The sequence below is a fragment of the Simplicispira suum genome (assembly GCF_003008595.1).
In the GTDB taxonomy this organism is placed as follows: Bacteria; Pseudomonadota; Gammaproteobacteria; order Burkholderiales; family Burkholderiaceae_C; genus Simplicispira; species Simplicispira suum.
Genome location: NZ_CP027669.1, coordinates 363923 through 383669, shown reverse-complemented (window position 1 = coordinate 383669; position 19747 = coordinate 363923). Strand labels below are relative to the sequence as shown.

General features: G+C 64.8%; 22 protein-coding genes. 10 read left to right on the top strand and 12 right to left on the bottom strand.

Features of this window, described 5'->3' with window-relative positions:
• Window positions 1–70 precede the first annotated feature (70 nt).
• The 5 genes from C6571_RS01840 to purM form a co-directional block, all read right to left on the bottom strand.
• Window positions 71–469, bottom strand: a complete 399-nt coding sequence (locus C6571_RS01840; protein WP_106445187.1) for a universal stress protein — start codon at window positions 467–469, stop codon at window positions 71–73.
• 109 nt (window positions 470–578) lie between these two features.
• On the bottom strand, window positions 579–1577 hold the full coding sequence (locus tag C6571_RS01835; protein WP_106445186.1) for a GlxA family transcriptional regulator: 999 nt from the start codon (window positions 1575–1577) through the stop codon (window positions 579–581).
• Window positions 1574–2134: a cysteine hydrolase family protein gene (locus C6571_RS01830; protein WP_106445185.1), complete on the bottom strand. Its 561-nt coding sequence runs from the start codon at window positions 2132–2134 to the stop codon at window positions 1574–1576. The genes C6571_RS01835 and C6571_RS01830 overlap by 4 nt, the downstream gene beginning before the upstream one ends.
• A gap of 105 nt (window positions 2135–2239) precedes the next feature.
• On the bottom strand, window positions 2240–3334 hold the full coding sequence (locus C6571_RS01825) for an AI-2E family transporter (protein ID WP_420852907.1): 1095 nt from the start codon (window positions 3332–3334) through the stop codon (window positions 2240–2242).
• Window positions 3331–4413: a phosphoribosylformylglycinamidine cyclo-ligase gene (purM, locus tag C6571_RS01820; RefSeq protein WP_106445184.1), complete on the bottom strand. Its 1083-nt coding sequence runs from the start codon at window positions 4411–4413 to the stop codon at window positions 3331–3333. The genes C6571_RS01825 and purM overlap by 4 nt, the downstream gene beginning before the upstream one ends.
• Window positions 4414–4748: 335 nt before the next feature.
• Between purM and hda the strand changes: the two genes are divergently transcribed.
• From hda to folK, 4 genes are read left to right on the top strand one after another with little or no spacing between them, the layout of a single operon-like run.
• The gene (gene hda / locus C6571_RS01815) at window positions 4749–5438 is read left to right on the top strand and encodes a DnaA regulatory inactivator Hda (RefSeq protein ID WP_106447976.1); all 690 of its coding nucleotides are present in this window, start codon (window positions 4749–4751) and stop codon (window positions 5436–5438) included.
• A gap of 4 nt (window positions 5439–5442) precedes the next feature.
• A complete protein-coding gene (locus C6571_RS01810; RefSeq protein WP_106445183.1) occupies window positions 5443–6159 on the top strand; it encodes a histidinol-phosphatase in 717 nt (238 codons plus the stop codon).
• A gap of 19 nt (window positions 6160–6178) precedes the next feature.
• Window positions 6179–7792 (top strand): polynucleotide adenylyltransferase PcnB, encoded by a 1614-nt coding sequence (gene pcnB / locus C6571_RS01805; RefSeq protein WP_106445182.1) that lies wholly within the window; start codon window positions 6179–6181, stop codon window positions 7790–7792.
• 33 nt (window positions 7793–7825) lie between these two features.
• On the top strand, window positions 7826–8320 hold the full coding sequence (gene folK, locus C6571_RS01800; protein WP_106445181.1) for a 2-amino-4-hydroxy-6-hydroxymethyldihydropteridine diphosphokinase: 495 nt from the start codon (window positions 7826–7828) through the stop codon (window positions 8318–8320).
• Between the two features lie 1018 nt (window positions 8321–9338).
• Here folK and C6571_RS01795 read toward each other — a convergent pair.
• From C6571_RS01795 to C6571_RS01785, 4 genes are all read right to left on the bottom strand, one after another.
• Window positions 9339–10382 (bottom strand): IS110 family RNA-guided transposase, encoded by a 1044-nt coding sequence (locus C6571_RS01795; RefSeq protein ID WP_106445180.1) that lies wholly within the window; start codon window positions 10380–10382, stop codon window positions 9339–9341.
• A 276-nt stretch (window positions 10383–10658) separates the two neighbouring features.
• Complete coding sequence (locus tag C6571_RS01790) at window positions 10659–11363, bottom strand: HNH endonuclease (protein WP_211300686.1); 705 nt, start codon at window positions 11361–11363, stop codon at window positions 10659–10661.
• A gap of 41 nt (window positions 11364–11404) precedes the next feature.
• Window positions 11405–11836, bottom strand: a complete 432-nt coding sequence (locus C6571_RS19435; protein ID WP_146139291.1) for a hypothetical protein — start codon at window positions 11834–11836, stop codon at window positions 11405–11407.
• Window positions 11837–12244: 408 nt separating this feature from the next.
• Window positions 12245–12826: a TetR/AcrR family transcriptional regulator gene (locus tag C6571_RS01785; RefSeq protein WP_106445179.1), complete on the bottom strand. Its 582-nt coding sequence runs from the start codon at window positions 12824–12826 to the stop codon at window positions 12245–12247.
• A gap of 78 nt (window positions 12827–12904) precedes the next feature.
• Between C6571_RS01785 and C6571_RS01780 the strand changes: the two genes are divergently transcribed.
• Window positions 12905–13651, top strand: a complete 747-nt coding sequence (locus C6571_RS01780) for an SDR family oxidoreductase (protein WP_106445178.1) — start codon at window positions 12905–12907, stop codon at window positions 13649–13651.
• A 124-nt stretch (window positions 13652–13775) separates the two neighbouring features.
• On the top strand, window positions 13776–14372 hold the full coding sequence (locus C6571_RS01775) for a 2-hydroxychromene-2-carboxylate isomerase (protein WP_106445177.1): 597 nt from the start codon (window positions 13776–13778) through the stop codon (window positions 14370–14372).
• A gap of 80 nt (window positions 14373–14452) precedes the next feature.
• Here the strand turns inward: C6571_RS01775 and C6571_RS01770 are convergent, their stop codons facing one another.
• Window positions 14453–14629 carry a hypothetical protein gene (locus C6571_RS01770; protein WP_420852906.1) on the bottom strand — a complete coding sequence of 59 codons (177 nt, stop codon included), beginning with the start codon at window positions 14627–14629 and terminating at the stop codon, window positions 14453–14455.
• Between the two features lie 148 nt (window positions 14630–14777).
• Here C6571_RS01770 and C6571_RS01765 point away from each other — a divergent pair, with 148 nt between their 5' ends.
• On the top strand, window positions 14778–15092 hold the full coding sequence (locus C6571_RS01765) for a plasmid stabilization protein (RefSeq protein ID WP_106445176.1): 315 nt from the start codon (window positions 14778–14780) through the stop codon (window positions 15090–15092).
• 18 nt (window positions 15093–15110) lie between these two features.
• Window positions 15111–16097: an SDR family oxidoreductase gene (locus C6571_RS01760; RefSeq protein WP_106445175.1), complete on the top strand. Its 987-nt coding sequence runs from the start codon at window positions 15111–15113 to the stop codon at window positions 16095–16097.
• Window positions 16098–16213: 116 nt separating this feature from the next.
• Here C6571_RS01760 and C6571_RS01755 read toward each other — a convergent pair whose 3' ends face one another.
• Window positions 16214–17188, bottom strand: a complete 975-nt coding sequence (locus C6571_RS01755; protein ID WP_106445174.1) for a Bug family tripartite tricarboxylate transporter substrate binding protein — start codon at window positions 17186–17188, stop codon at window positions 16214–16216.
• Between the two features lie 112 nt (window positions 17189–17300).
• Between C6571_RS01755 and C6571_RS01750 the strand changes: the two genes are divergently transcribed.
• A complete protein-coding gene (locus tag C6571_RS01750) occupies window positions 17301–17654 on the top strand; it encodes a four-helix bundle copper-binding protein (protein WP_245901356.1) in 354 nt (117 codons plus the stop codon).
• Between the two features lie 22 nt (window positions 17655–17676).
• On the opposite strand, the gene C6571_RS01745 is transcribed toward C6571_RS01750, so the two are convergent.
• A complete protein-coding gene (locus tag C6571_RS01745; protein WP_106445173.1) occupies window positions 17677–18738 on the bottom strand; it encodes a CDP-6-deoxy-delta-3,4-glucoseen reductase in 1062 nt (353 codons plus the stop codon).
• 42 nt (window positions 18739–18780) lie between these two features.
• Here C6571_RS01745 and C6571_RS01740 point away from each other — a divergent pair, with 42 nt between their 5' ends.
• On the top strand, window positions 18781–19722 hold the full coding sequence (locus C6571_RS01740; protein WP_106445172.1) for an NAD-dependent epimerase/dehydratase family protein: 942 nt from the start codon (window positions 18781–18783) through the stop codon (window positions 19720–19722).
• Window positions 19723–19747: the final 25 nt, after the last annotated feature.

Below are 19747 nucleotides of genomic sequence, written 5' to 3'. Positions count from 1 at the left end.
ATAAAAATGGCATCCAGCGCTTTATTTATAAGCGCAAGATGCTATTTTTTATATAGCAAAACAGCGCAGGTTATGCGCCGGGGGCCTTGACGCACAGCACCGGGCACGACACCGTCATCAAAATCTCCTGGGCCACGCTGCCCAGAATCAGCTTGCCGACAGCCGTGCGCCGGCGCAGGCCGATGATCAGAATGGAGATATCGCCCTCTTCGACCAGGGCATCGATTTCTTCCACGGCCGTCTTGCCGCGGACGAATTGCTTGAATTCCCCCTTGACATCTTTGGCAGCGAGCAAGCCTTCGATGCGCTCCACTTCATAGCCGGGTGCCAGCGCAGGATCTTCCTGCTGGCCACCGGGGCCGGCGTTCACGATCAGCAAGTGTTCCTGGCGCTCTTTGGCCATTTCAATGCCCTTGTCCAGTGCGGCCCAGCCTTCGGGGCGGGGCGCGTATGCGACGAGGATGGTCATGTTCTGTGTCTCCTGGGAATAGTTGGGTAGTGAACAGGCATCGCTGGGTGCGTCTGGCCGGTCCGCATCGGCCCGCTTCAGGCCGATCTGCACATGGTAGCGCAGGTTTTCAGTGCGATCGCCGCCCCAGGTGGGAGGGTGTTCCCGCGCGCCCGAACTGGTGCCAGGCCCGGCGCAGCTGGGTGTCTGAGCCAAAACCTGCCAGCGCTGCCGCCTGCGTGACCTGGTGGCCCGCACGCAAAGCCGCCTCGGCGGTTGCCAGCCGGATGCGGCGCAGCCAGGCCAGGGGTGCAATGCCTGCGTGCTCCACGAACAGGCGCGTCAGGTGGCGCGGCGATGTGCATGCGATGGCGGCCATGGCCGAGACACTCCATGCCTGTTGCGGTGCCTGGGTCACGGCGTCCTGCACGCGGTGCAGCGCGGCGTGCAGGTGGTTGCGGTGGTCCAGAAAGGGCGAGAGCTGCGGGTCTTCGGGGCCGCGCCGCTGCGCCAGCACCAGCGTTTGCGCCACGTGTGCAGCAATCGCCGGACCACAGGTTTCGGCGATGCGGTGCAGGGTCAGATCGATGCCGGTGGCCACGCCGGCGCTGCTGTAGAGCGCGCCGTCGCTCACAAACACGCGGTTGGCGACCACGTCGCAGCGTGGTTCGATGGCCGCGAGTTCGTCCAGATGCTGGTGGTGCGTGGTGGCGCGCCGGCCTGCGAGCTGGCCCGCGTGCGCCGCCAGCACCGCGCCGGCGCAGACGGTGAGCAGCTCCAGCCGGCCCGCCACCAGGCGCAGGCCGCGCAGCCAGTGCAGCAGGTTCAGGGTGTCTTCGCCCGCCACGTCAATGGCGTTGCCGGTCATCCCCACGATGACCACCCAGGAAGGCGCTGGCAGACTCGCCGGCAAGGGCTCCAGGCCGCTGAGCTGCAGCCCGACGGAACTGGTGAGCGTGGGGCGGGGCGCGGTGAAGTGCAGCACAAAGCGCTCGGGCTCGCCGCGCGCGGCCAGCCAGGTGTTGGCGCTGCGCAGCGCTTCGGCCGGACCCGCCCAGTCCAGCGCCAGGCTGCCGGGCAGCAGGGCGAACCAGACGTGGATGGGCTCTGCGGCGGTGGGGCGTGTCATGCGCTGGTGCGCCCCAGTGCTTCATCCACCGTGCACAGCGTGGCAAAGCGCCCCGCCAGCACCGTGGCCGTGCGCGCCTTGATGTCGGCCGCCAAGAGCGGCGTGCCGTCCGGCTGCACCATGTCCCAGGTGAGGGTGGCGTCGGGAACGAAATCGACCTGCCAGCCGAGGTCACTGGCATGGCGCGTGGTGGTCTCGCAGCATTGCTCGGTGCGGATGCCACTGACGATCAGCCGGCCGATGCCGTTGGTGGTCAACCAGACGTCCAGGCCCGTGCCCACCAGTGCGCTGTGGCGCGATTTGGTGAAGCTGGCGGCAGCGTCGAAAGCCATCAGCCCGTCCAGCGGCCGCACCTGGCCAGACACCTGGGCAAAGGGGTTGTCCATTTGTTCCGGGCCATCGGTATGCAGCACGCGCGCCACGGGAACGCCGCGCGCCACACAACCGGCAATCAGGGCGTTCTGCGCCTGCAGGTAGGCCGGCAAGGCGGTGTCCGTGAAGTAGGGGCGGTGGCGAAACGATTCCTGAACATCGATCACTATCAGACAGGTTTTCATGGTGCAGTTCCTTGAGAAGGCTAACAGGGAACGCTTATGGTGCCTGCGCTAGGCCGAAACTGACAGTCTGGGATGCGACCAGATTCGATCAAATCAGGACATGATTCAAACCAAAGCGCCTGCGGCCAGCTCTTTTTTCAAGTAGGCGTAGAACAGGGGCGCCGCCACCAGGCCAGCGGGGCCAAACACCGCTTCGGCCACGAACATGACCGTGAGCAGTTCCCACACCGCCATGTGGGTGCGCTGCCCGACCACGCGCGCGTTGATGACGTATTCGGCCTTGTGAATCAGCACCAGAAAGCCCAGGCAGGCGGCGGCGGCCTGCGGCGAGACGGACAGCGCGACGATGGTGATCACGGTGTTGCACAGCAGGTTGCCGACGATGGGCACCAAGCCGGCGACAAAGGTCAGGGTGATCAGCGCTGGCGTGTAAGGCAGGCGCTCGCCCCACAGTGGCAGAAGGAAAAGCAGGAAGAGGGCGGTCAGGGCTGTGTTGAATGCCGCAATCCAGATTTGTGCGGCCACGATCTGCTGGAACGCCTCACCAAAGGTCCGCAAGCGCTTCGTCAGCGCCAGCGCCAGCGGGCCGCCCCCATTCGAGATCGTGCGCACGGCAGCCAGCGCGCCAATGAGCAGGCCCACGTACGCATAGAGCAGGCCGCCAAGCCAGGCACGCCCCGCCATGGCAAGCGCACCGGCCTTGGCAGCGAGGTAAGCGGCAATGGTGCGCTGGATGCCGTCGGCACCGTCGGGCAGGTAGGCGGCCACATCGTGCGGGAGCTTGTCGCGCAGCTCCAGCACCGTGCGCGCCATGTAATCGAGCAGTTCGCGGTACTGCTGGGGTGCTTCGACGATGTAGCCGCGCGAATGCGTGACGCCAAAAATCAGCAGCCCAAGCGGCAGCAGCATGACGATGGCTGCGGCCAGCACCTGCGCACCGCGTGCCGGTGGAGCGGTGCTTGGCTTTTTGGGAGCGCCAGGCCATACCGGCACCAGCCAGCGTGCCAGCGCCCGCGTCACCAGGAAGCCGAGACACAGCGACAACAGGCCAGGCAACAGGCCGCGCCACATCACCAGGAGCAAGCCGCCGGCCATCAGCAGGTAGCTCGCCAGAGCAATGCCTCGCGGCAGTGGCCACGGCGCTTGGGCGCCGGAAGGGGAAGGGCGCGGCGCGCGCGCCGCAGGCGGTGGCCGTGTCACGCTACGACGACTGCCTGGCCGTCTCCGAGCGGCGCAATCTGGCCCAAGCGGTGCACCGCCTCGCCGGCTGCGGCCAACTGGCTGGTGACAGCCTGCGCATCCTCGGGCGCCACCACCACCACCATGCCAATGCCATTGTTGAAGGTGCGGTTCATCTCTTCGTCAGAAATGGCAGCCGTGGCCTGGAGCCAGGCAAACAATTCGGTCTTTGGCCAGCTCCCTTGCCGGAGATGCGCGGCCAGGCCTTCGGGCAGCACGCGGGGAATGTTCTCCAGCAGCCCACCGCCGGTGATGTGTGCCAGCGCCTTGATGCCCCGGCTTCCGCCTTCGGCCACCGGGTGCGCCGCCAGCGCAGCCAGCATGGGTTTGACGTACAGGCGCGTGGGCTCCATCAGGGCCTCTCGAAACGGTTTGCCGTCCAGCATGGCCGGCACGGTGCCGTTCTCTTCGGCGCGCGCAATGCACTTGCGCACCAGGCTGAAACCGTTGGAATGCACGCCGCTGGAGGCCAGGCCCAGCACCACGTCGCCCACGCGCACATCGGCTCCGCCCAGAATCTTGGATTTCTCCACGGCACCCACGGCAAAGCCCGCCAGGTCGTATTCTCCGGGCGGGTACATGCCGGGCATCTCGGCCGTTTCGCCGCCGATCAGCGCGCAGCCCGAGAGTTCGCAGCCCTGGGCAATGCCGCCCACCACGGCAGCGGCCGTGTCCACATCGAGCTTGCCGCAAGCGAAATAGTCGAGGAAAAACAAAGGTTCTGCGCCTTGCACCAGCACGTCGTTGACGCTCATGGCCACCAGATCGATGCCGACCGTGTCGTGCATGTTCCATTCAAAAGCCAGCTTGAGCTTGGTGCCCACACCGTCGGTGCCGCTGACCAGCACCGGTTCCTGGTAGCGCTTGGGCACTTCAAACAGGGCGCCAAAGCCGCCAATACCGGCGAGCACGCCGTCCCGCATGGTCTTTTTGGCCAGCGGTTTGATGCGATCGATCAGCGCGTCACCGGCGACGATGTCTACCCCCGCGTCCTTGTAGGAAATCGGTGCGCTGGAGTGGGATGGCGTGGTGGAACTCATGGGGGAAGATGCAAAGGCAAAAAAAGAAGGGGCGGGAAGAAGGAGGCGGGCGCGCGAAAGGGCGAATTTTAGGCGACCGCAACAGGCAACCCAAGCCGGCGGGCCTCTCGGGCAGCGCCGCCGCCACGCTTCGGCCACGGTTCCTCTGCGAGGCCGACCGCCTGCCGCACTAAAATGCGGGCTTTTGCGGCGCAGTCCGCCCGGCCGCCGGCGTCTCGTGCGGCCCACTTGCGGCTGCATCCCAACCACCGCGCCTCTTTCTACGTGAAACCCTGCATTGCCCTTCCTTGCACCGCCCGCCACGGCAGCCGCTGGCCTGGGCTGGTCGGCCGCGCATGAAGCAGCTTGCACTCGATATTGGCCTGGCGCCTGTGCCCACGCTGGAGGCATTTTTTGGCGGCCCCAATGCGGCTGCGCTGCAGCATGTGCGCATGGCGATTGCGGGCGGCAGCGTCCGCTCGCCGGTGCCGACCTACCTGTGGGGCGAGTCGGGCACCGGAAAATCGCATCTGCTGCGCGCTGTGCGCGAAGCGCTGCGCGAACAAGGCGCCAGTTGCGGCTGGTGCGATGCCGGCACCCAGCGGCCGCCGGCCTTTGATGACCATTGGTCGGCCGTGCTGCTCGACGATGTCCATCTCTATAGCACGCAGCAGCAGGCCCAGGCCTTCAACTGGTTTGTGAATGCCCTGAGCCCGGCACACGGTGCGCCGCGCTGGGTACTGGCGGCGGGGCAGCTGCCGCCGGCCGATCTGCCGCTGCGCGACGATTTGCGCACGCGGCTGGGCTGGGGCCATATATTTCAATTGCAGTGGCTCGATGAGACCGAACGGCGCGCCGTGCTGCGCCAGCATGCAGACGCACGCGGCATTTTTTTGGGCGACGAGGTCATCGCTTTCATGCTCAGCCGCTTCTCGCGCGACCTGGGCAGCCTGATGCAACTGCTCGACCGCCTCGACCGCCACGCCCTGCGCAAGCAGCGCGCCATCACGGTGCCGCTGCTCAAGGACATGCTTGGCTCCGAATAGATTCATGAACCGACCCTCTGCACCGAACGCACCGGACGCCCCGGCCTTGCCCCGGCTGGCCCTGTTTGATCTGGACCACACGCTGCTGCCCATTGATTCCGATTACGAATGGGGCGAGTTCACGCAGCGCATCGGCTGGACGGACCCGGTGGAATTCGGCCAGCGCAATGCCGAGTTCTATGCGCATTACCAGGCCGGCACCCTGGACGTGCACGACTACGTGCGCTTTGCCACCGAGGCGCTGTGCCAGCGCGGACCGGAGGCAGCCGCCGCAGCACAGGCGCAGTTTCTGCGCGAGGTGGTGGAGCCCGCCATCCGCCCGCAGGCACTGGCGCTGGTGCGCCAGCACCAGGCGGCGGGCGATACGGTGCTTGTGATTACCGCCACCAACGAATTTGTCACCCGCCCGATTGCCCAAAAACTGGGCGTGCAGGAGCTGCTGGCCGTGGAGCTTGAGCGCGATGCCGCGGGCTGGTTTACGGGCGCGATCCGCGGCGTGCCGTCCATGCGCGAGGGCAAGGTGCTGCGCATGGAACAATGGCTGGCTGCGCGGGGCCTCGCCTGGAGCACGGTGCACAGCACCTTCTACAGCGACTCGATGAACGACCTTCCCTTGCTCGAGCGCGTCAACGCGCCCGTGGCCACCAACCCCGACGCACGCCTGCGCACCCTTGCGACGCAGCGCGGCTGGCGCATCCTGGACCTGTTTCCCCAGGGCTGAATAAGCCCCCCACAAAACCATGATCAAAAATTTCATCGACAAGCTGCTCTCCAAGGCCAGCCCCGGCGGCCGCAAGCGCGCGGCAAATCCCTATGGCAAGCGCGTGGAAGTGCCCGCCTCGGTGCACGGCATCGACCCGGCGCAGGTCGACCGCCGCGCCATCGACGTGGTGCGCACGCTGCAGCAAGCGGGGTTCGAGGCGTACGTCGTCGGCGGCGCGGTGCGCGACTTGCTGCTGGGCCTCAAGCCCAAGGACTTCGACGTCGCCACCAACGCCACGCCCGAGCAGGTCAAGGGGCTGTTTCGCCGCGCCTTCATCATCGGGCGGCGCTTTCGCATCGTGCACGTGGTGCACGGGCGCGGGCGCGAGCACGAGGTGATCGAAGTTTCCACCTTCCGTGCCTACATGGACAACGCGGCGGCCGAGCAGGTCAGCGGCAACGAAAAAACCAGCCGCAGCGCCCTGGCCGGCATGACGCACGCGGTGGATTCGAGTGGCCGCGTGCTGCGCGACAACGTGTGGGGCCCGCAGGATGAGGACGCCACGCGGCGCGACTTCACCCTGAACGCCATGTACTACGACCCCGAGAGCCAGATCGTGGTCGACTACCACCACGGCATCGAGGACGCCAAGAAGAAAACCCTGCGCATGATCGGCGACCCCGCCACGCGCTACCGCGAAGACCCGGTGCGCATCATCCGCGCCGTGCGCTTTGTTGCCAAGCTCGGCGGCCTGGGCTTTACGCTGGATCCCAAGACGGCGGCGCCGCTGGTGCAGTCGCAGCAGTTGCTGGTCGACGTGCCGCAAAGCCGCATGTTCGACGAGATGCTCAAGCTGTTGCAGACGGGGCACGCCATCGCCACCATCGAGCAGCTCAAGAAGCTCGGCCTCGCCAAGGGCATCTACCCGCTGCTGGACGTCGTCGTCGAGCGCGCCGACACGGCGTTCGTGCGGGCTGCGCTGACCGACACCGACCGCCGCGTGAAGGAAGGCAAGCCGGTGGCGCCGAGCTTCCTGCTCGCCTGCGTGCTGTGGCAGGACGTGAAATTGGGCTGGGAGCGGCGCCTGGCCCAGGGCGAGCACGCCCTGCCGGCCCTGCAGGAAGCGATCGACGAAGTGTTCGAGCGCCGCATCGGCGACGTCTCGGGCCGCGGCAAGCTGGCCGCCGACATGCGCGAGATCTGGGTCATGCAGCCGCGCTTTGAAAAGCGCGCCGGCCGCGTGCCCGAGAGCATGGTGGCGCAGCTGCGCTTTCGCGCCGGGTTTGATTTCATGCGGCTGCGCGCCGACATTGGCGAGGTCGATGAAGCCCTGGCCAGTTGGTGGCAGGAATACAGCACGGCCGACGAATACCGCCGCCACGACTTGATGGAGCAGGCGCGCGAAGAGCAAAAGGCCCGCAGCCGCTCCGCACCGCCCGCAGCGCGGCGCGTGCCACGCGATGCAGCGCCAGCGCCGGCAGCATCCCGCAGCGGGGCACCGGCTGGCGCGCCGCAAGCGGAGCCCTTGGAGGGCGCTGCCACCGGCGCGCCCAAGAAGCGCCGCCGCCGTCGCCGCAAGCCGGGCGGGGGCGGGGAAGGCAGCGCGCCTTCCGCAGCGCCGCACGGCCAGGCCCCGCATTCGGGCGATTGACAGCCCCGCAGTGGGTTTTGAACCCCAGGCGCTGTGAACCCGCCCACCGCCGCCTGGATTGGCCTGGGCGCCAACCTCGGTGATCGCACCGCTGCGCTGCGCACGGCGTTCGCCGCCCTGGCGGCGCTGCCGGGAACGCGCCTGCGGCGCGTCTCCTCGCTCTACCGCAGCGCGCCGGTGGATGCGGGCGGCCCCGACTACCTCAACGCCGTCGCCGAGATCGCCACGCAGCTGCCGCCGCACGACTTGCTGGCTGCCCTGCAAGCCATCGAGCACGCCGCCGGCCGGGAGCGCCCCTACCGCAACGCGCCGCGCACGCTGGACCTGGACATCCTGCTGTATGGCGACCTGCGCCTGGATACCGCGACGTTGACGCTGCCGCACCCGCGCTTGCACGAGCGGGCGTTTGTGCTGCTGCCACTGGCGGAACTGGCGCCTGAGCGGGTGCTGCCGCAGTGGCTTGCGGGTGTGCGTGGGCAGGCAATTGAACGTTACGATGAGGATGGTTGGGCCAGAGATTCAGACTGAGTTACTACGAAAAATGTAGCTGCTTTCGCTTTACCTATAAACGCTGGCGGTCGATTTCATTGTAAATTTTCATGCCTCGCTCGCCCCGAGGCGCTCACTGGCCCCGTGCTTGCCTTTGGTGCGGTGTTTTTGCTGAGGGCGAGAGCATGGCGCAGGGATCGGGCTTTGCCCACGAGCGGCGCAGGCATTAGGGGCGCAGTGCAACTGTCAGATCACGATTTCGCGCAGCGAAACCCGTGCTCAAACTCCAATCCCGCAATGGTGGGCACGGTGTCCGATGAAGGCACGGGCGCCATCTTCGCTTCTCTGGCTTCATGCCTCCGCCAAGGCCGTCTGCCGGGATGTGCGCCCGGCGGCGCAGTAACTTGTCTCTTGCGTCGCCAAGAGAAAGTCACCAAAGAGAAGGCGACCCCGCTGTCCGTGTCCCCTGCGCTGCGCTTCGGGGCAACCTGCGGTGCTCGCTTCAGGCGGGGTCCGCGCAAACTCGCTTCACTGCGTTTCGCTCAAACAGCGCGCGGCCCTGATCCGCCTGAAGCTGTGCTCCTCGGCACGGCCAGAGGGGAAGGGGAGCCGGGCAGCCCTTCGGGCCATCGCTGCGCTCGGCCCGGCGCGCCGGGACAAGCGGGGCGCCGGCAGTAGGACCGGATTCAAGGCAGCGCAGGCATTGGAGGCGCAGTGCAACTGTCGGATCACGATTTTGCGCAGCGAAACTCGTGCTCAGACCCCATACATGGACGCCCCCGGTTTGCCAAGCCGCGCCTGAGCATGATGTTGTTTTCAAAGGTATCAGGACTGCTGCCATACATCCGGACTTTGTTGGGTCACTTTCAACCCTGTCCCTGATGGAATTCGCTCACCAGCTCCCTATCAATTTCGCGTGCTCGTTGCCGGCACGTCGGGGTCATCGGGTTTTGCTGATGCCGGTCCAACCTGTGCTTGCCATCATCTCGCCTTGAGCGTTGCCTGTGCAATCAATGGGTGCGCTGCCCGTTTCAATCGTGTTTGTCCTCGTTCGCTTTCATACTGCGGCCAACATTCTGGCCTCGGGCCGGTATTCGCTGGCTTTGACCAGCATGGCCCAAAGGATGCGTGCATTGCGATTGGCCAGTGCAACTGCAGCCACATTGGCGTTGCGCCGGCTCAGCAGCCGATCGAGCCACGCATCGGTGCTTTTGCCTGCGGCGCGCCGCCGCTCATTGGCCTGAATCAGCGAGCGCGCTCCATGGATGAGCAAGGTGCGCACATAACCATCGCCGCGTTTGCTGATGCCCAGCAGTTTGTCCTTGCCCCCACTGGAGTGCTGGCGCGGCACCAACCCCAGCCAGGCGGCCAGTTGCTTGCCATTGGCAAACAGCGTGGCATCGCCCACGGTGGCCACGATGGCGCTGCTGGTGATGGGGCCGATGCCCGGCACTTGCTGCAGCCGTCGCTCGGCGCTGTCTGCCTGCACCGATGAGGCGATGAGCTGCTCCAGTTGAGCGACCTGCGCATCGAGCTGCTTGAGCTGCTGGTGCAGATGTCCGATCAGGGTGCGCATGGGCGAAGGCAGCGCCATGCGCTCATCAGCGGCAACGGCGCCAGCTTGGACGAGCACCACGCGCAGGCCCTGGGCCATCACGATGCCGAACTCACTGAGCAAGCCGCGAATCTGGTTGGCCAGCGCCGTGCGCATCTTCACAAAGCCCTGGCGTGCGCGGTGCACGGCCAGCACCGCTTGCTGTTCGCAGCTCTTGACAGCCACAAAGCGCATGCTGGGGCGGCTGACAGCTTCGCAGATGGCTTGCGCGTCTGCGCGGTCGTTCTTGTTGGATTTGACGTAGGGCTTGACGAACTGCGGTGACATCAGGCGCACATCGTGCCCCTGGCTTTGCAGCTTGCGCGCCCAGAAATGCGCGCCTGAGCAGGCCTCCATGCCAATCAGGCACGGCGGCAAACCGACAAAAAACTCGGCCATCTGCGCGCGGCGCAGGGGCTTGCTGAAGACGATCCGACCGGTGTGATCGACACCGTGCACGTGAAAGATGTTCTTGGCCAGATCGATGCCAACGGTGGTAACTTGCATGGTGGACGCTCCTGTCTGTTGAACAAGTGGTTGATCGAGCCTCCACTTTGGCACTTCAAGGCCGATCAGGTGGGGGCGTCCATTCCATTAATCCCGGAACGGTGGGCACAGCGCGCGTTCTTTGCCATTCGTGTCTGAGACGGCGCATTCAAGTGCCACACGATGAGCGGCTGTTGTCGGCCAGGAGCAGCCGGTGGGCGCACGGAGAAGCCCTTCAACGCCTGAGCTCAGGTGCGTGGCGAGGCAAACGTCACCTGTAGCGATTTGTTATATGGCTCACTCAATTTTGGCACTTTTTTGTAGGTTGTGACGGGCACACAAGAGTTGGACATTCTCCGCTTTTAGCGATGTTCCACCTCTGGAATACGGCAGAATGTGATCGAAATGGAGCTCGTCTTTGGAGCCGCATTTTATGCACTTACCACCATCCCGCTTCCAAACTGCAAGCTTGACGTGAGTTGGGATAATTCGCCGGTGTTTCGTTATTTTGAACTCCGAATCCACGGCCGCAGTTGCATCCACAACCTCCTCAATAGCCTCCAAACGGAATTTAAAAACCTTCCGCCCGCCTTCAGATTGTTGCCACGAATCAACCAGGTGGAAAAAACCGTTATAGCCCCAGATGCCTTTGCGGAGTTTTTCGTAGACACGGATGAGATCAGGTGCCTTTTTACCAGCCTTAAACTCCTGAGCCGCCTTGTGGAATTTCCCGTTTTCATTCCGGTTCCCACTGGGCAGGAACTCTGGCTGATCTAGGGATTTTGGATTTGGTGTTTCACTTGTTCTGGGGTGGTCGTGCCCCTCATAGATCAACACTGCGCCATCTTCTTGCACTTCGTCCTGATATGGTGCGTTCGGCCGAACTGACATGAGAACAACAGAGTGGCCACCATGCAGCCGGAAATTCATTCCGCGCTGGAGCGAAGTGCCTTCCCTTTGGCACATCTCAAAGTATGAAAGTATCTCGTTTTCAGCGGCCACAATTTTCCTTAAGACACATAACGCTCTGAGTTAGAATACTTTCATAGACCATTGATACGAACTACATTTTCTCTACATGAGGTGCGTAGCAGTTCCATGGCTAAAAATGCCGCTGTTTCCGTAAGATCTTCTCTAATATTTTTCAATATTTTCTCATATTCTTGATGTTCGACTGGTTCCGCTGGGAAATATATACCAGTCAATATTTCTATATCATTCGCATCAAGTCTGCATTGAGATATGTGTGCCGACCACATAAATATATCTCTGGCAAGAATATTTATTTCATATCCCATAAACTCACCTCCAAGATGGGAGTCAAAGGGAAGGTAGGTGTTTGTGACGGCGCAATATGTTGCTAGTAATCCGTCTGCGAGAGAAAATATTTGACGGGATACCATACCGTCATGGATTTCTAAGAAATCTACAAACGGTCCGTATTTTTCCGTTCTTTCTCTGGTGAGGAGCGCCATAGTGTATTCCTGACTAACGCAATTTCGACCGCAGAACCTGCGGGATAAGCTGGCCGATGCGGGATATTCTGGACACGGCTTCCTCCTGGAAGTGGCTTGCAGCCTACGTTTTCAGCGACCTTGCTGTGTAAACGTCCAGGTATAAAAATTCCGTGAAACCCGGCACGCTTGCGTCGGGGGAAACTATAGCTTGCGAAGAGGTGAAATCTGGGCGCTCGCAGTGCAAGTTCTGGCTGCGGGAGCGTTGGGTAGCGCATCGCAGACCCCTTTGGAGAGTGATGCCCCCCGTCGCCTTCGGGTCGGACGCAGCCATTCAGCGCAGAGAAATATGGGTCAGGACCCGCGCCCCCGCCCGCTCGCACCTTGATCCGCGCCTTCCTCCCATGCGGCGTTCAAGCTCAACCGTATTCAGGCGCTCTTACCTGGATCCGCAACCCCCTCCGCCCCCTCAAGCTGTCGCCGCACGTTCTCCAACACCCCCTTGAGCAACGCCTCGCGCAGCGCCTGCGACGGCATCGCCCGCGCCAGCTCCACCGCCCCCACGAGTTGCGCCACCACCGACCACGCCTGCGCGTCGCTGGCGGTCGCAGCCGCCATGCTGTCCTTCATGGCCACCACGCCTTGTTCAAACGCCTGCCGGGTGGCGCCGCTGGCACGCGCGACCTCGCTCGCCAGCGCGGGGATGGCGCAGCCCGATTCGGGTTGCGCGACGTGGGCGGGGCTTAGGTAGCCCTCGACGATGCGCAGCAGTTGCTTGCGCGACTTGCCGCTGAACAGCTTGCCCGAGCGCTGCAGCTCGGTCTGAACGATGGCTTCGAGCAGCTCGCCCTTGGAGCGGAAATGCGAATAGAACGCGCCTGAAGTCAGGCCGGCGGCGGCCATGAGGCCATCGACGCCGGTGCCGGCGAAGCCCTGGCGTTTGGCGAGGGCGCCTGTGGTCTTGAGCAGGCGGGCGCGGGTGTCCTGTTTGTGGGTGGCGGGGTAGCGCATCGTGGGTTCCTAGAAAAGCGCTTGCAGCAGGGCGTCACGGTTGTTACGATAACGATCGTTATTTTAAACGCTTCGACCATGACCCTACACACTGAGCCGCCGCTGCGCCCCGCAGCCCTGATCGTTGGCGCGGGCGACGCCACAGGCGGCGCCATCGCCAAGCGCTTTGCGCGCGAAGGCCTGGTGGCTTGCGTGACCCGCCGCAGTGCCGACAAGTTGGCACCGCTGGTCGATGAGATCACCCGCTTGGGCGGCCAGGCGCGCGGCTTTGCCTCTGACGCGCGCAAGGAGGACGAAGTGGTGGCGCTGGTGGAGACCATCGAGCGCGAAGTCGGCCCGATCGAAGTCATGGTGTTCAACATTGGCGCCAACGTGCCCTGCAGCATCCTGGACGAAACGGCGCGCAAATACTTCAAGATCTGGGAGATGGCCTGCTTCGGCGGCTTCCTCGCAGGGCGCGAGGTGGCCCGGCGCATGGTGGCGCGCGGGCGCGGCACGATTTTGTTTACCGGCGCCACAGCTGGGCTGCGCGGCTCGGCCAACTTTGCCGCTTTTGCCGGCGCCAAGCATGCGCTGCGGGCGCTGGCGCAAAGCATGGCGCGGGAACTCGGGCCGAAGAACATCCACGTGGCGCATGTGGTGGTCGATGGCGCCATCGACACCGATTTCATCCGCGAAAGCTTCCCCGAGCGCTATGCGCTGAAGGACCAGGATGGCATCCTCAACCCGGACCACATTGCCGACAACTACTGGCATTTGCACGCCCAGCCGCGCGACGCCTGGACCCACGAACTCGACCTGCGCCCCTGGATGGAGCGCTGGTAATTCCATTTCTAAATCAAGCGATTACGTTGTCGGCTTCGCTTCGCCAAGACGCCGGTACTGTCTGCGCTTCGCCTTTGCGTACCCGATTGATTGAGAAACCGAATCAACCCTGCTGGAGCACACCATGAGCAAAACCGTTGAATTCCTGTTTGACCTGGGCAGCCCCTACAGCTACCTGGCCTGGCACCAGTTGCCCAAGGTGGCAGCCGCGCAGGGCGCCGCCATCGTCTATACGCCCGTGCTGCTGGGCGGCATTTTTCAGGCCACGGGCAATGCCAGCCCGGCCGAGGTGCCGGCCAAGGCGCGCTACCTGGACGTCGATCTGCAGCGCTGGGCGCGGGCATGGGGCCTGCAGTTTGAAAGCAACCCGGCGTTCCCCATCAACACGCTGGCGCTGATGCGCGGCGCCGTCGCCACGCAGATGCAGGGCGACGAGCCCTTCCAGCGCTACATGCAGGCGATGTACCACGCCATGTTTGGCGCGCCGCGCAATATCGGCGACCCGGCCGAGGTGGCCGCAGTGCTCACGGAGGCAGGTTTTGATGCGGCGCAGTTCATGGCGCAGGTCGGCGAGCAGGCGGTGAAAGACCGGCTGAAGGACAACACGCAGCGGGCGGTGGCGCGCGGCGTGTTCGGTGCGCCCAGCTTCTTCGTGGGCGACGAGCTGTTTTGGGGGCAGGACCGGCTCGATCAGGTGGCACAGGCGCTGGCGCGCGCTTGATGCTCCCAAAAATATAGTTGCTAACGCTTAGGCAGTAAGCGCTAGCAGCTATTTTTGCCTAAAAACTTGACGGTGTTTGGTCAATCCACCGTCGCACCCGTAGTCTTCACCAGCGTCTTGGCTCGTTCCACCGCCATGAAGCTGTCGAACGGCTTTGGCGGTGTGGGCACCGGTTCTGCCAGCAGGTGGCCAAAGCGCGTCTTGGTCTCCGAGGCGTTCAGCGCCGCGACGAAGGCCTTGATCAGCTTGTCGATCACTGCCTTGAGCGCCCCGGCCGTGGCGATTGCCGCACGCGGCTCCTGCCCTTCGTAGGCGCCTTCTCACGCACTCCCTCGCAGCAGCCCTACGCGCCGGTCCCCAGCGCGTCTTTTACGCTGGCACCCTCGTGATTTACAGGAGTGCGCCATGCCCCAAGGTGACAAGTCTGCCTATACCGACAAGCAGAAACGAAAAGCCGAGCACATCGAAGATTCGTACGAAGAGCGCGGCGTGAGCAAGGAGGAAGCCGAAAAGCGCGCCTGGGCGACCGTGAACAAGGAATCCGGCGGCGGCAACAAGTCGGGCTCCGGGCGCGGCACGCCGGAGAACAAGAGCGCGTCCAAGCGCGGCGGAAAAAAGGGTGGAGAGGCCTCGGCCGCACGGTCGGCCGAAGAGCGCTCGGCGTCGGCAAAGAAAGCTGCGGCGACACGCAAGCGCAATGCGGAAAAAGCCAAGCACTGAACCGGCAGACGCAGCACCATGACCAAGACCGATCCGGCGAAGGCCGCGCAGGCCACCGCCAAGAAGGCGCAGCGCCTCCAAGATGGGCAGGACAGCCGCGATGCGCAGGCTGACGCAAAGAAGCCCGCCGCCAGGCCGGCGCCCGGGCCGGGCCACGACGAGCCGGCGCCGCCGCTGCCGGCGCAGCACCTGCGCAAGCCGGGTCGGGAATCCGAGTTGGAACTGCCCCCGCGCTTTGAGGCGAAGCACTACCGCGGCAGCGGCAAGCTCGAGGGCCTCTGCGCGCTCATCACCGGCGGCGACTCGGGCATCGGCCGTGCGGTGGCGGTGCTCTTTGCGCGCGAAGGTGCCGACGTTGCGTTGCTGTACTTGAACGAGCACGAAGACGCCAAGGAAACCAAACGCCATGTCGAGGCCGAGGGCAGGCGCTGCCTGTTGATTTCGGGCGATGTGAAGGACCGGGCCTTTTGCCAGGACGCGACGCAAAAGGCTGTCAAGCACTTTGGCCGTCTGGACGTGCTGGTCAACAACGCCGGCTTTCAGTTGCACGCCGATGCGCTGGAAGACATCACCGAAGAGCGGTTCGATGAAACCTTCAGGACCAACATCTACGGCTACTTTCACATGGCGCAGGCGGCGCTGCCGCATTTCAAGCGCGGCGCCTGCATCATCAATACCGGGTCGGTGACGGGTATCAGCGGCAGCAGCCACCTGATCGATTACGCCGCCACCAAGGGGGCCATTCACGCCTTCACCCTGTCGCTGGCGAAGAACCTGGCGAACAAGGGCATACGCGTCAACGCCATTGCGCCCGGCCCGGTCTGGACACCGCTGAACCCGGCCGACAAACCCGCCGACGAAATTGCCGAGTTTGGCCAGGACACCGACCTGGGTCGTCCGGCGCAGCCCGAGGAAATCGCGCCAGCCTATGTCTTTCTCGCCGCGCCGGTGTGCGCGAGCTACATCACCGGCATCGTGCTGCCTGTGACGGGCAGCGTCGGCTGAGCTTTGGCGGCAGCGGCGAAGGGCGATGCCGCACGTTGCTACTAAAAAAATAGCTGCCAGCGCTTAGTTAATAAGCGCTGGCAGCCTTTTTTGCTGAAAAATCTGACGCTGCTCGCTCAATCCACCGTCGCGCCCGAGGCCTTCACCAGCGTCTTGTACTTGGCGCGCTCCGCCGCCATGAAGCTGTCGAACTGCTCCGGCGTGGTGGGCACAGGTTCTGCCAGCAGGTGGCCAAAGCGGGTCTTGGTTTCGGGGGCGTTCAGCGCCGCGACGAAGGCCTTGTTCAGCTTGTCGACAACCGCCTTGGGCGTGCCGGCCGGCGCGACCAGGCCCCACCAGGTGTCGATGGCAAAACCTTTGAGTGTGTCGGCCACGGGCGGTACGCCGGGCAGCGCGGGGCTGGCCTGGGCGGTTGTCACGCCGAGCGCCAGCAGCTTGCCGCTCTTGATGTTGGGCGCTGCGGTGGCCAGGTTGTCGATATTGAAGTCCACTTGGCCCGAGAGCAGGGCCAGTTGCGCCGGGCTGCCGCCGTTGTAGGGGATGTGCACGGCAAAGATGCCGGCCATCTGCTTGAACATTTCGCCCGCCAGGTGCCCGGCGCTGCCGTTGCCGCCGCTGCCGTAGTTGAGCTTGCCGGGGTTGGCGCGCGCGTAGGCGATCAGGTCGGCCAGCGTCTTGATGTTGTGCTTTTTCGCCATCTCGGCGTTCACCACCAGCACGTTGGGCACGCGCACCATTTGCGTGATGCCGGCGAAGTCCTTGGCGGCGTCGTACGGCATGCGTTTGAACAGCCAGGGGTTCACGGCGTGGGTAGCGGTGGCGGCAATGCCGATGGTGTTGCCGTCGGGCGCGGCCTTGGCGACCATGTCGGCGCCGATGTTGCCGCCGGCGCCGGGCTTGTTCTCGACCACGATGGTGCCCAGCGCGTCTTTGGCTGCCTCGGCCAGCGCCCGCGCGGTGATGTCTACCGGGCCGCCCGGGCCGTAGGGAACGATGAGACGGATCGGCTTGGATGCGTCTTGCGCCTGGGCGCCGGTGGCAAATAGCGCGGCGGCTGCGGCGCTGGCAAGGAGGAAGGTACGAAGTTTCATGGCCTGATTGTGCAAAAAACTGTGTGTCTGCGCTGTCTCCTCTGCTCTCCTACAGACGCAGGGCCAGCGATTCACTACAAGCAAGCATTGTTTCACTCTTGGGAGTACCGCTTTGAACACTGCCAACAACCTGCCCAACACCCCCGAACGCTACGCCGAATGCATTGCTGCCTGCCAGGCTTGCGTGCTCGCCTGCGAGGGCTGCGCCAGCGCCTGCCTGCGTGAGAGCGATGTCACTGCCATGGCGCGCTGCATCACGCTGGACCGCGATTGCGCAAATCTTTGTCAGTTGGCGGCCACCTTGATGGCGCGCGACAGCGAGCATGCGTCTGCGCTCTGTGCGTTGTGCGCCAAGGCTTGCGATGCCTGCGCACAGGAATGTGGCAGCCACAAAATGGACCACTGCCAAGCTTGTGCGGCCGCCTGCAAGCGCTGTGCCGATGCGTGCCGGGCGATGGCGCACTAAGCGCGAACCCTCGCTGGAAGCCTCAGGCACCGTGCTTGTCGGCCTCCGAAGTAAAGGCGTCGGCAAAGAACTCTTCGGCTGGCAGGCCGCGCGCGCCGCAATACGCCTCGCGCGCGCTGTCGACGACGATGGGCGCGCCGCAGGCATAGACCTGGTGGCCCGAGAGATCAGCGAAGTCGTCGAGCACGGCCTGGTGCACAAAGCCAGTGCGACCGCTCCAGGCGTCTTCCGGCAGCGCGTCGGACACCACGGGCACGTACTGCAGTTGCGGCAACAGCGCTTGCTGAGCGCGCACCCAGGCGTCCATGTACAGGTCGCGCGGGCGCCGCCCGCCCCAGTAAAGCACCACCGGGCGGGTGCTGGCGCTGTGGTGGAGTTGTTCGATCAGGGCTTTCACGGGGGCAAAGCCGGTGCCTGAGGCCAGCAGCACCACGGGTTTGCTGGAGTCTTCGCGCAGGAAGAAGCTGCCGTACGGCCCTTCGATGCGCAGGATGTCGCGCTCTTTCATGCCGCCAAAAACATGGTCGGTGAATGTGCCGCCCGGCATGTGGCGCAGGTGCAGCTCAATGCCGCCCACGTCGGCCTGCGTGTGCGGCGCATTGGCCATCGAGTACGAGCGCCGCACGCCGCCTTGCAGCAAGAATTCGACGTACTGGCCGGCGTGGTAGCGAAACGCTTCCGTGGCCGGCAGCTGCAGGCGCAGGCGCATGACGTCGTGCGAGAGCGGCTCGCGCGCGGCCACGCGCACCGGGAACTTGCGGATGGGAAACGCGCCTTCGTCGGTGACCTGGCGCGATTCCAGCACTACGTCGGTCTGCGCCACGCCGCAGCAGGTAAGCACAAAACCGGCAGCCTCTTCCTCGGCGCTCAGCGCCTTGTCCTGGTGCTTGCCGTGCACCACCGTGCCAGAAATCTTCTTGCACTTGCAGGAGCCGCAAGCCCCGTCCTTGCAGCCGTAGGGCAGGCCAATGCCCTGGCGGATGGCCGCTGTCAGCATCGGTTCGCCGGGCTCGGCGACAAAGCTGCGGCCGCTGGGCAATACGCTGATCTGGTGGGCGGAATCTGCGGGCGGGGCGCTGCTCATGCTTTGGGTATCCTCGTTGTTTCTTCAAGACGCGAATCAATTTTGCCTTCAAACCAAAGCCCTTCTGGCGCACTGCCTTCGCGCTTTCGCCGCCCGCGCCTGCTCATCGTGGGCTGCGGCGACGTGGGCGTGCGCGTGCTGCGGGCCTTGTCGCCGGGCTCTGCCATGCCGCGAATGCGTGTTCTGGCGCTCACCTCCAGCCCGGAGCGCATGGCCGAATTGCGCCAGCTCGGCGCGCAGCCGCTGCGCGGCAATCTGGACGATGCGGCCACGCTGCGCCGCCTGGCCGGGCTGGCAACGCAGGTGCTGCATCTGGCGCCGCCACCCCAGGCGGGCACGCAAGACACCCGCACGCGCGCGCTGATGCGCGCCCTGCGCCTGCGCACGCCGCCGCGTGCCCTGGTGTATGTCTCGACCAGCGGCGTCTATGGCGACTGCGGCGGTGCCTGGGTGAGCGAAACACGCGCCCCGGCGCCCGCCACCGCCCGCGCCGTGCGCCGGGTGCACGCCGAGCGCAGCGTGCGCCAACTGGGGCGCGCCGGCGTGCGCGCCAGCGTGCTGCGCGTGCCCGGCATCTACGCGCCAGACCGCGAGAACGGCACGCCCCAGGCGCGCCTGCGCCGAGGCACGCCGGTACTGCGGCCCGAGGACGATGTCTTCACCAACCACATCCACGCCGACGACCTGGCGCGGGCCTGCCTGGCGGCCCTGTGGCACGGCGCGCCGCAGCGCACATACAACGTGAGCGACGCCAGCGCGTTGCGCATGGGCGAGTATTTCGATCTGGCCGCTGATCTCTATGGCCTTCCGCACCCGCCCCGTATTGCGCGCAGCGACGCCGCCGAGCAACTGGGCGCAATGCAGCTGAGCTTCATGAGCGAGTCGCGCCGACTCGATGCAACACGCATGCTCTGCGAGCTGGGCTTGCGGCTGCGCTACCCCACGGTGCGCAAAGGGCTGCAGGTGGGGAATGAAGTCACCTGACGATGTAGCTGCCTCAGAGACAAGA

What these genes read in the sequence shown, in the direction of transcription:
- C6571_RS01840 (WP_106445187.1), bottom strand. Translation starts at nt 469, where the DNA reads ATGACCATCCTCGTCGCATACGCGCCCCGCCCCGAAGGCTGGGCCGCA.
- C6571_RS01835 (WP_106445186.1), bottom strand. Translation starts at nt 1,577, where the DNA reads ATGACACGCCCCACCGCCGCAGAGCCCATCCACGTCTGGTTCGCCCTG.
- C6571_RS01830 (WP_106445185.1), bottom strand. Translation starts at nt 2,134, where the DNA reads ATGAAAACCTGTCTGATAGTGATCGATGTTCAGGAATCGTTTCGCCAC.
- purM (WP_106445184.1), bottom strand. Translation starts at nt 4,413, where the DNA reads ATGAGTTCCACCACGCCATCCCACTCCAGCGCACCGATTTCCTACAAG.
- hda (WP_106447976.1), top strand. Translation starts at nt 4,749, where the DNA reads ATGAAGCAGCTTGCACTCGATATTGGCCTGGCGCCTGTGCCCACGCTG.
- C6571_RS01810 (WP_106445183.1), top strand. Translation starts at nt 5,443, where the DNA reads ATGAACCGACCCTCTGCACCGAACGCACCGGACGCCCCGGCCTTGCCC.
- pcnB (WP_106445182.1), top strand. Translation starts at nt 6,179, where the DNA reads ATGATCAAAAATTTCATCGACAAGCTGCTCTCCAAGGCCAGCCCCGGC.
- C6571_RS01795 (WP_106445180.1), bottom strand. Translation starts at nt 10,382, where the DNA reads ATGCAAGTTACCACCGTTGGCATCGATCTGGCCAAGAACATCTTTCAC.
- C6571_RS19435 (WP_146139291.1), bottom strand. Translation starts at nt 11,836, where the DNA reads ATGGCGCTCCTCACCAGAGAAAGAACGGAAAAATACGGACCGTTTGTA.
- C6571_RS01785 (WP_106445179.1), bottom strand. Translation starts at nt 12,826, where the DNA reads ATGCGCTACCCCGCCACCCACAAACAGGACACCCGCGCCCGCCTGCTC.
- C6571_RS01780 (WP_106445178.1), top strand. Translation starts at nt 12,905, where the DNA reads ATGACCCTACACACTGAGCCGCCGCTGCGCCCCGCAGCCCTGATCGTT.
- C6571_RS01775 (WP_106445177.1), top strand. Translation starts at nt 13,776, where the DNA reads ATGAGCAAAACCGTTGAATTCCTGTTTGACCTGGGCAGCCCCTACAGC.
- C6571_RS01765 (WP_106445176.1), top strand. Translation starts at nt 14,778, where the DNA reads ATGCCCCAAGGTGACAAGTCTGCCTATACCGACAAGCAGAAACGAAAA.
- C6571_RS01760 (WP_106445175.1), top strand. Translation starts at nt 15,111, where the DNA reads ATGACCAAGACCGATCCGGCGAAGGCCGCGCAGGCCACCGCCAAGAAG.
- C6571_RS01755 (WP_106445174.1), bottom strand. Translation starts at nt 17,188, where the DNA reads ATGAAACTTCGTACCTTCCTCCTTGCCAGCGCCGCAGCCGCCGCGCTA.
- C6571_RS01745 (WP_106445173.1), bottom strand. Translation starts at nt 18,738, where the DNA reads ATGAGCAGCGCCCCGCCCGCAGATTCCGCCCACCAGATCAGCGTATTG.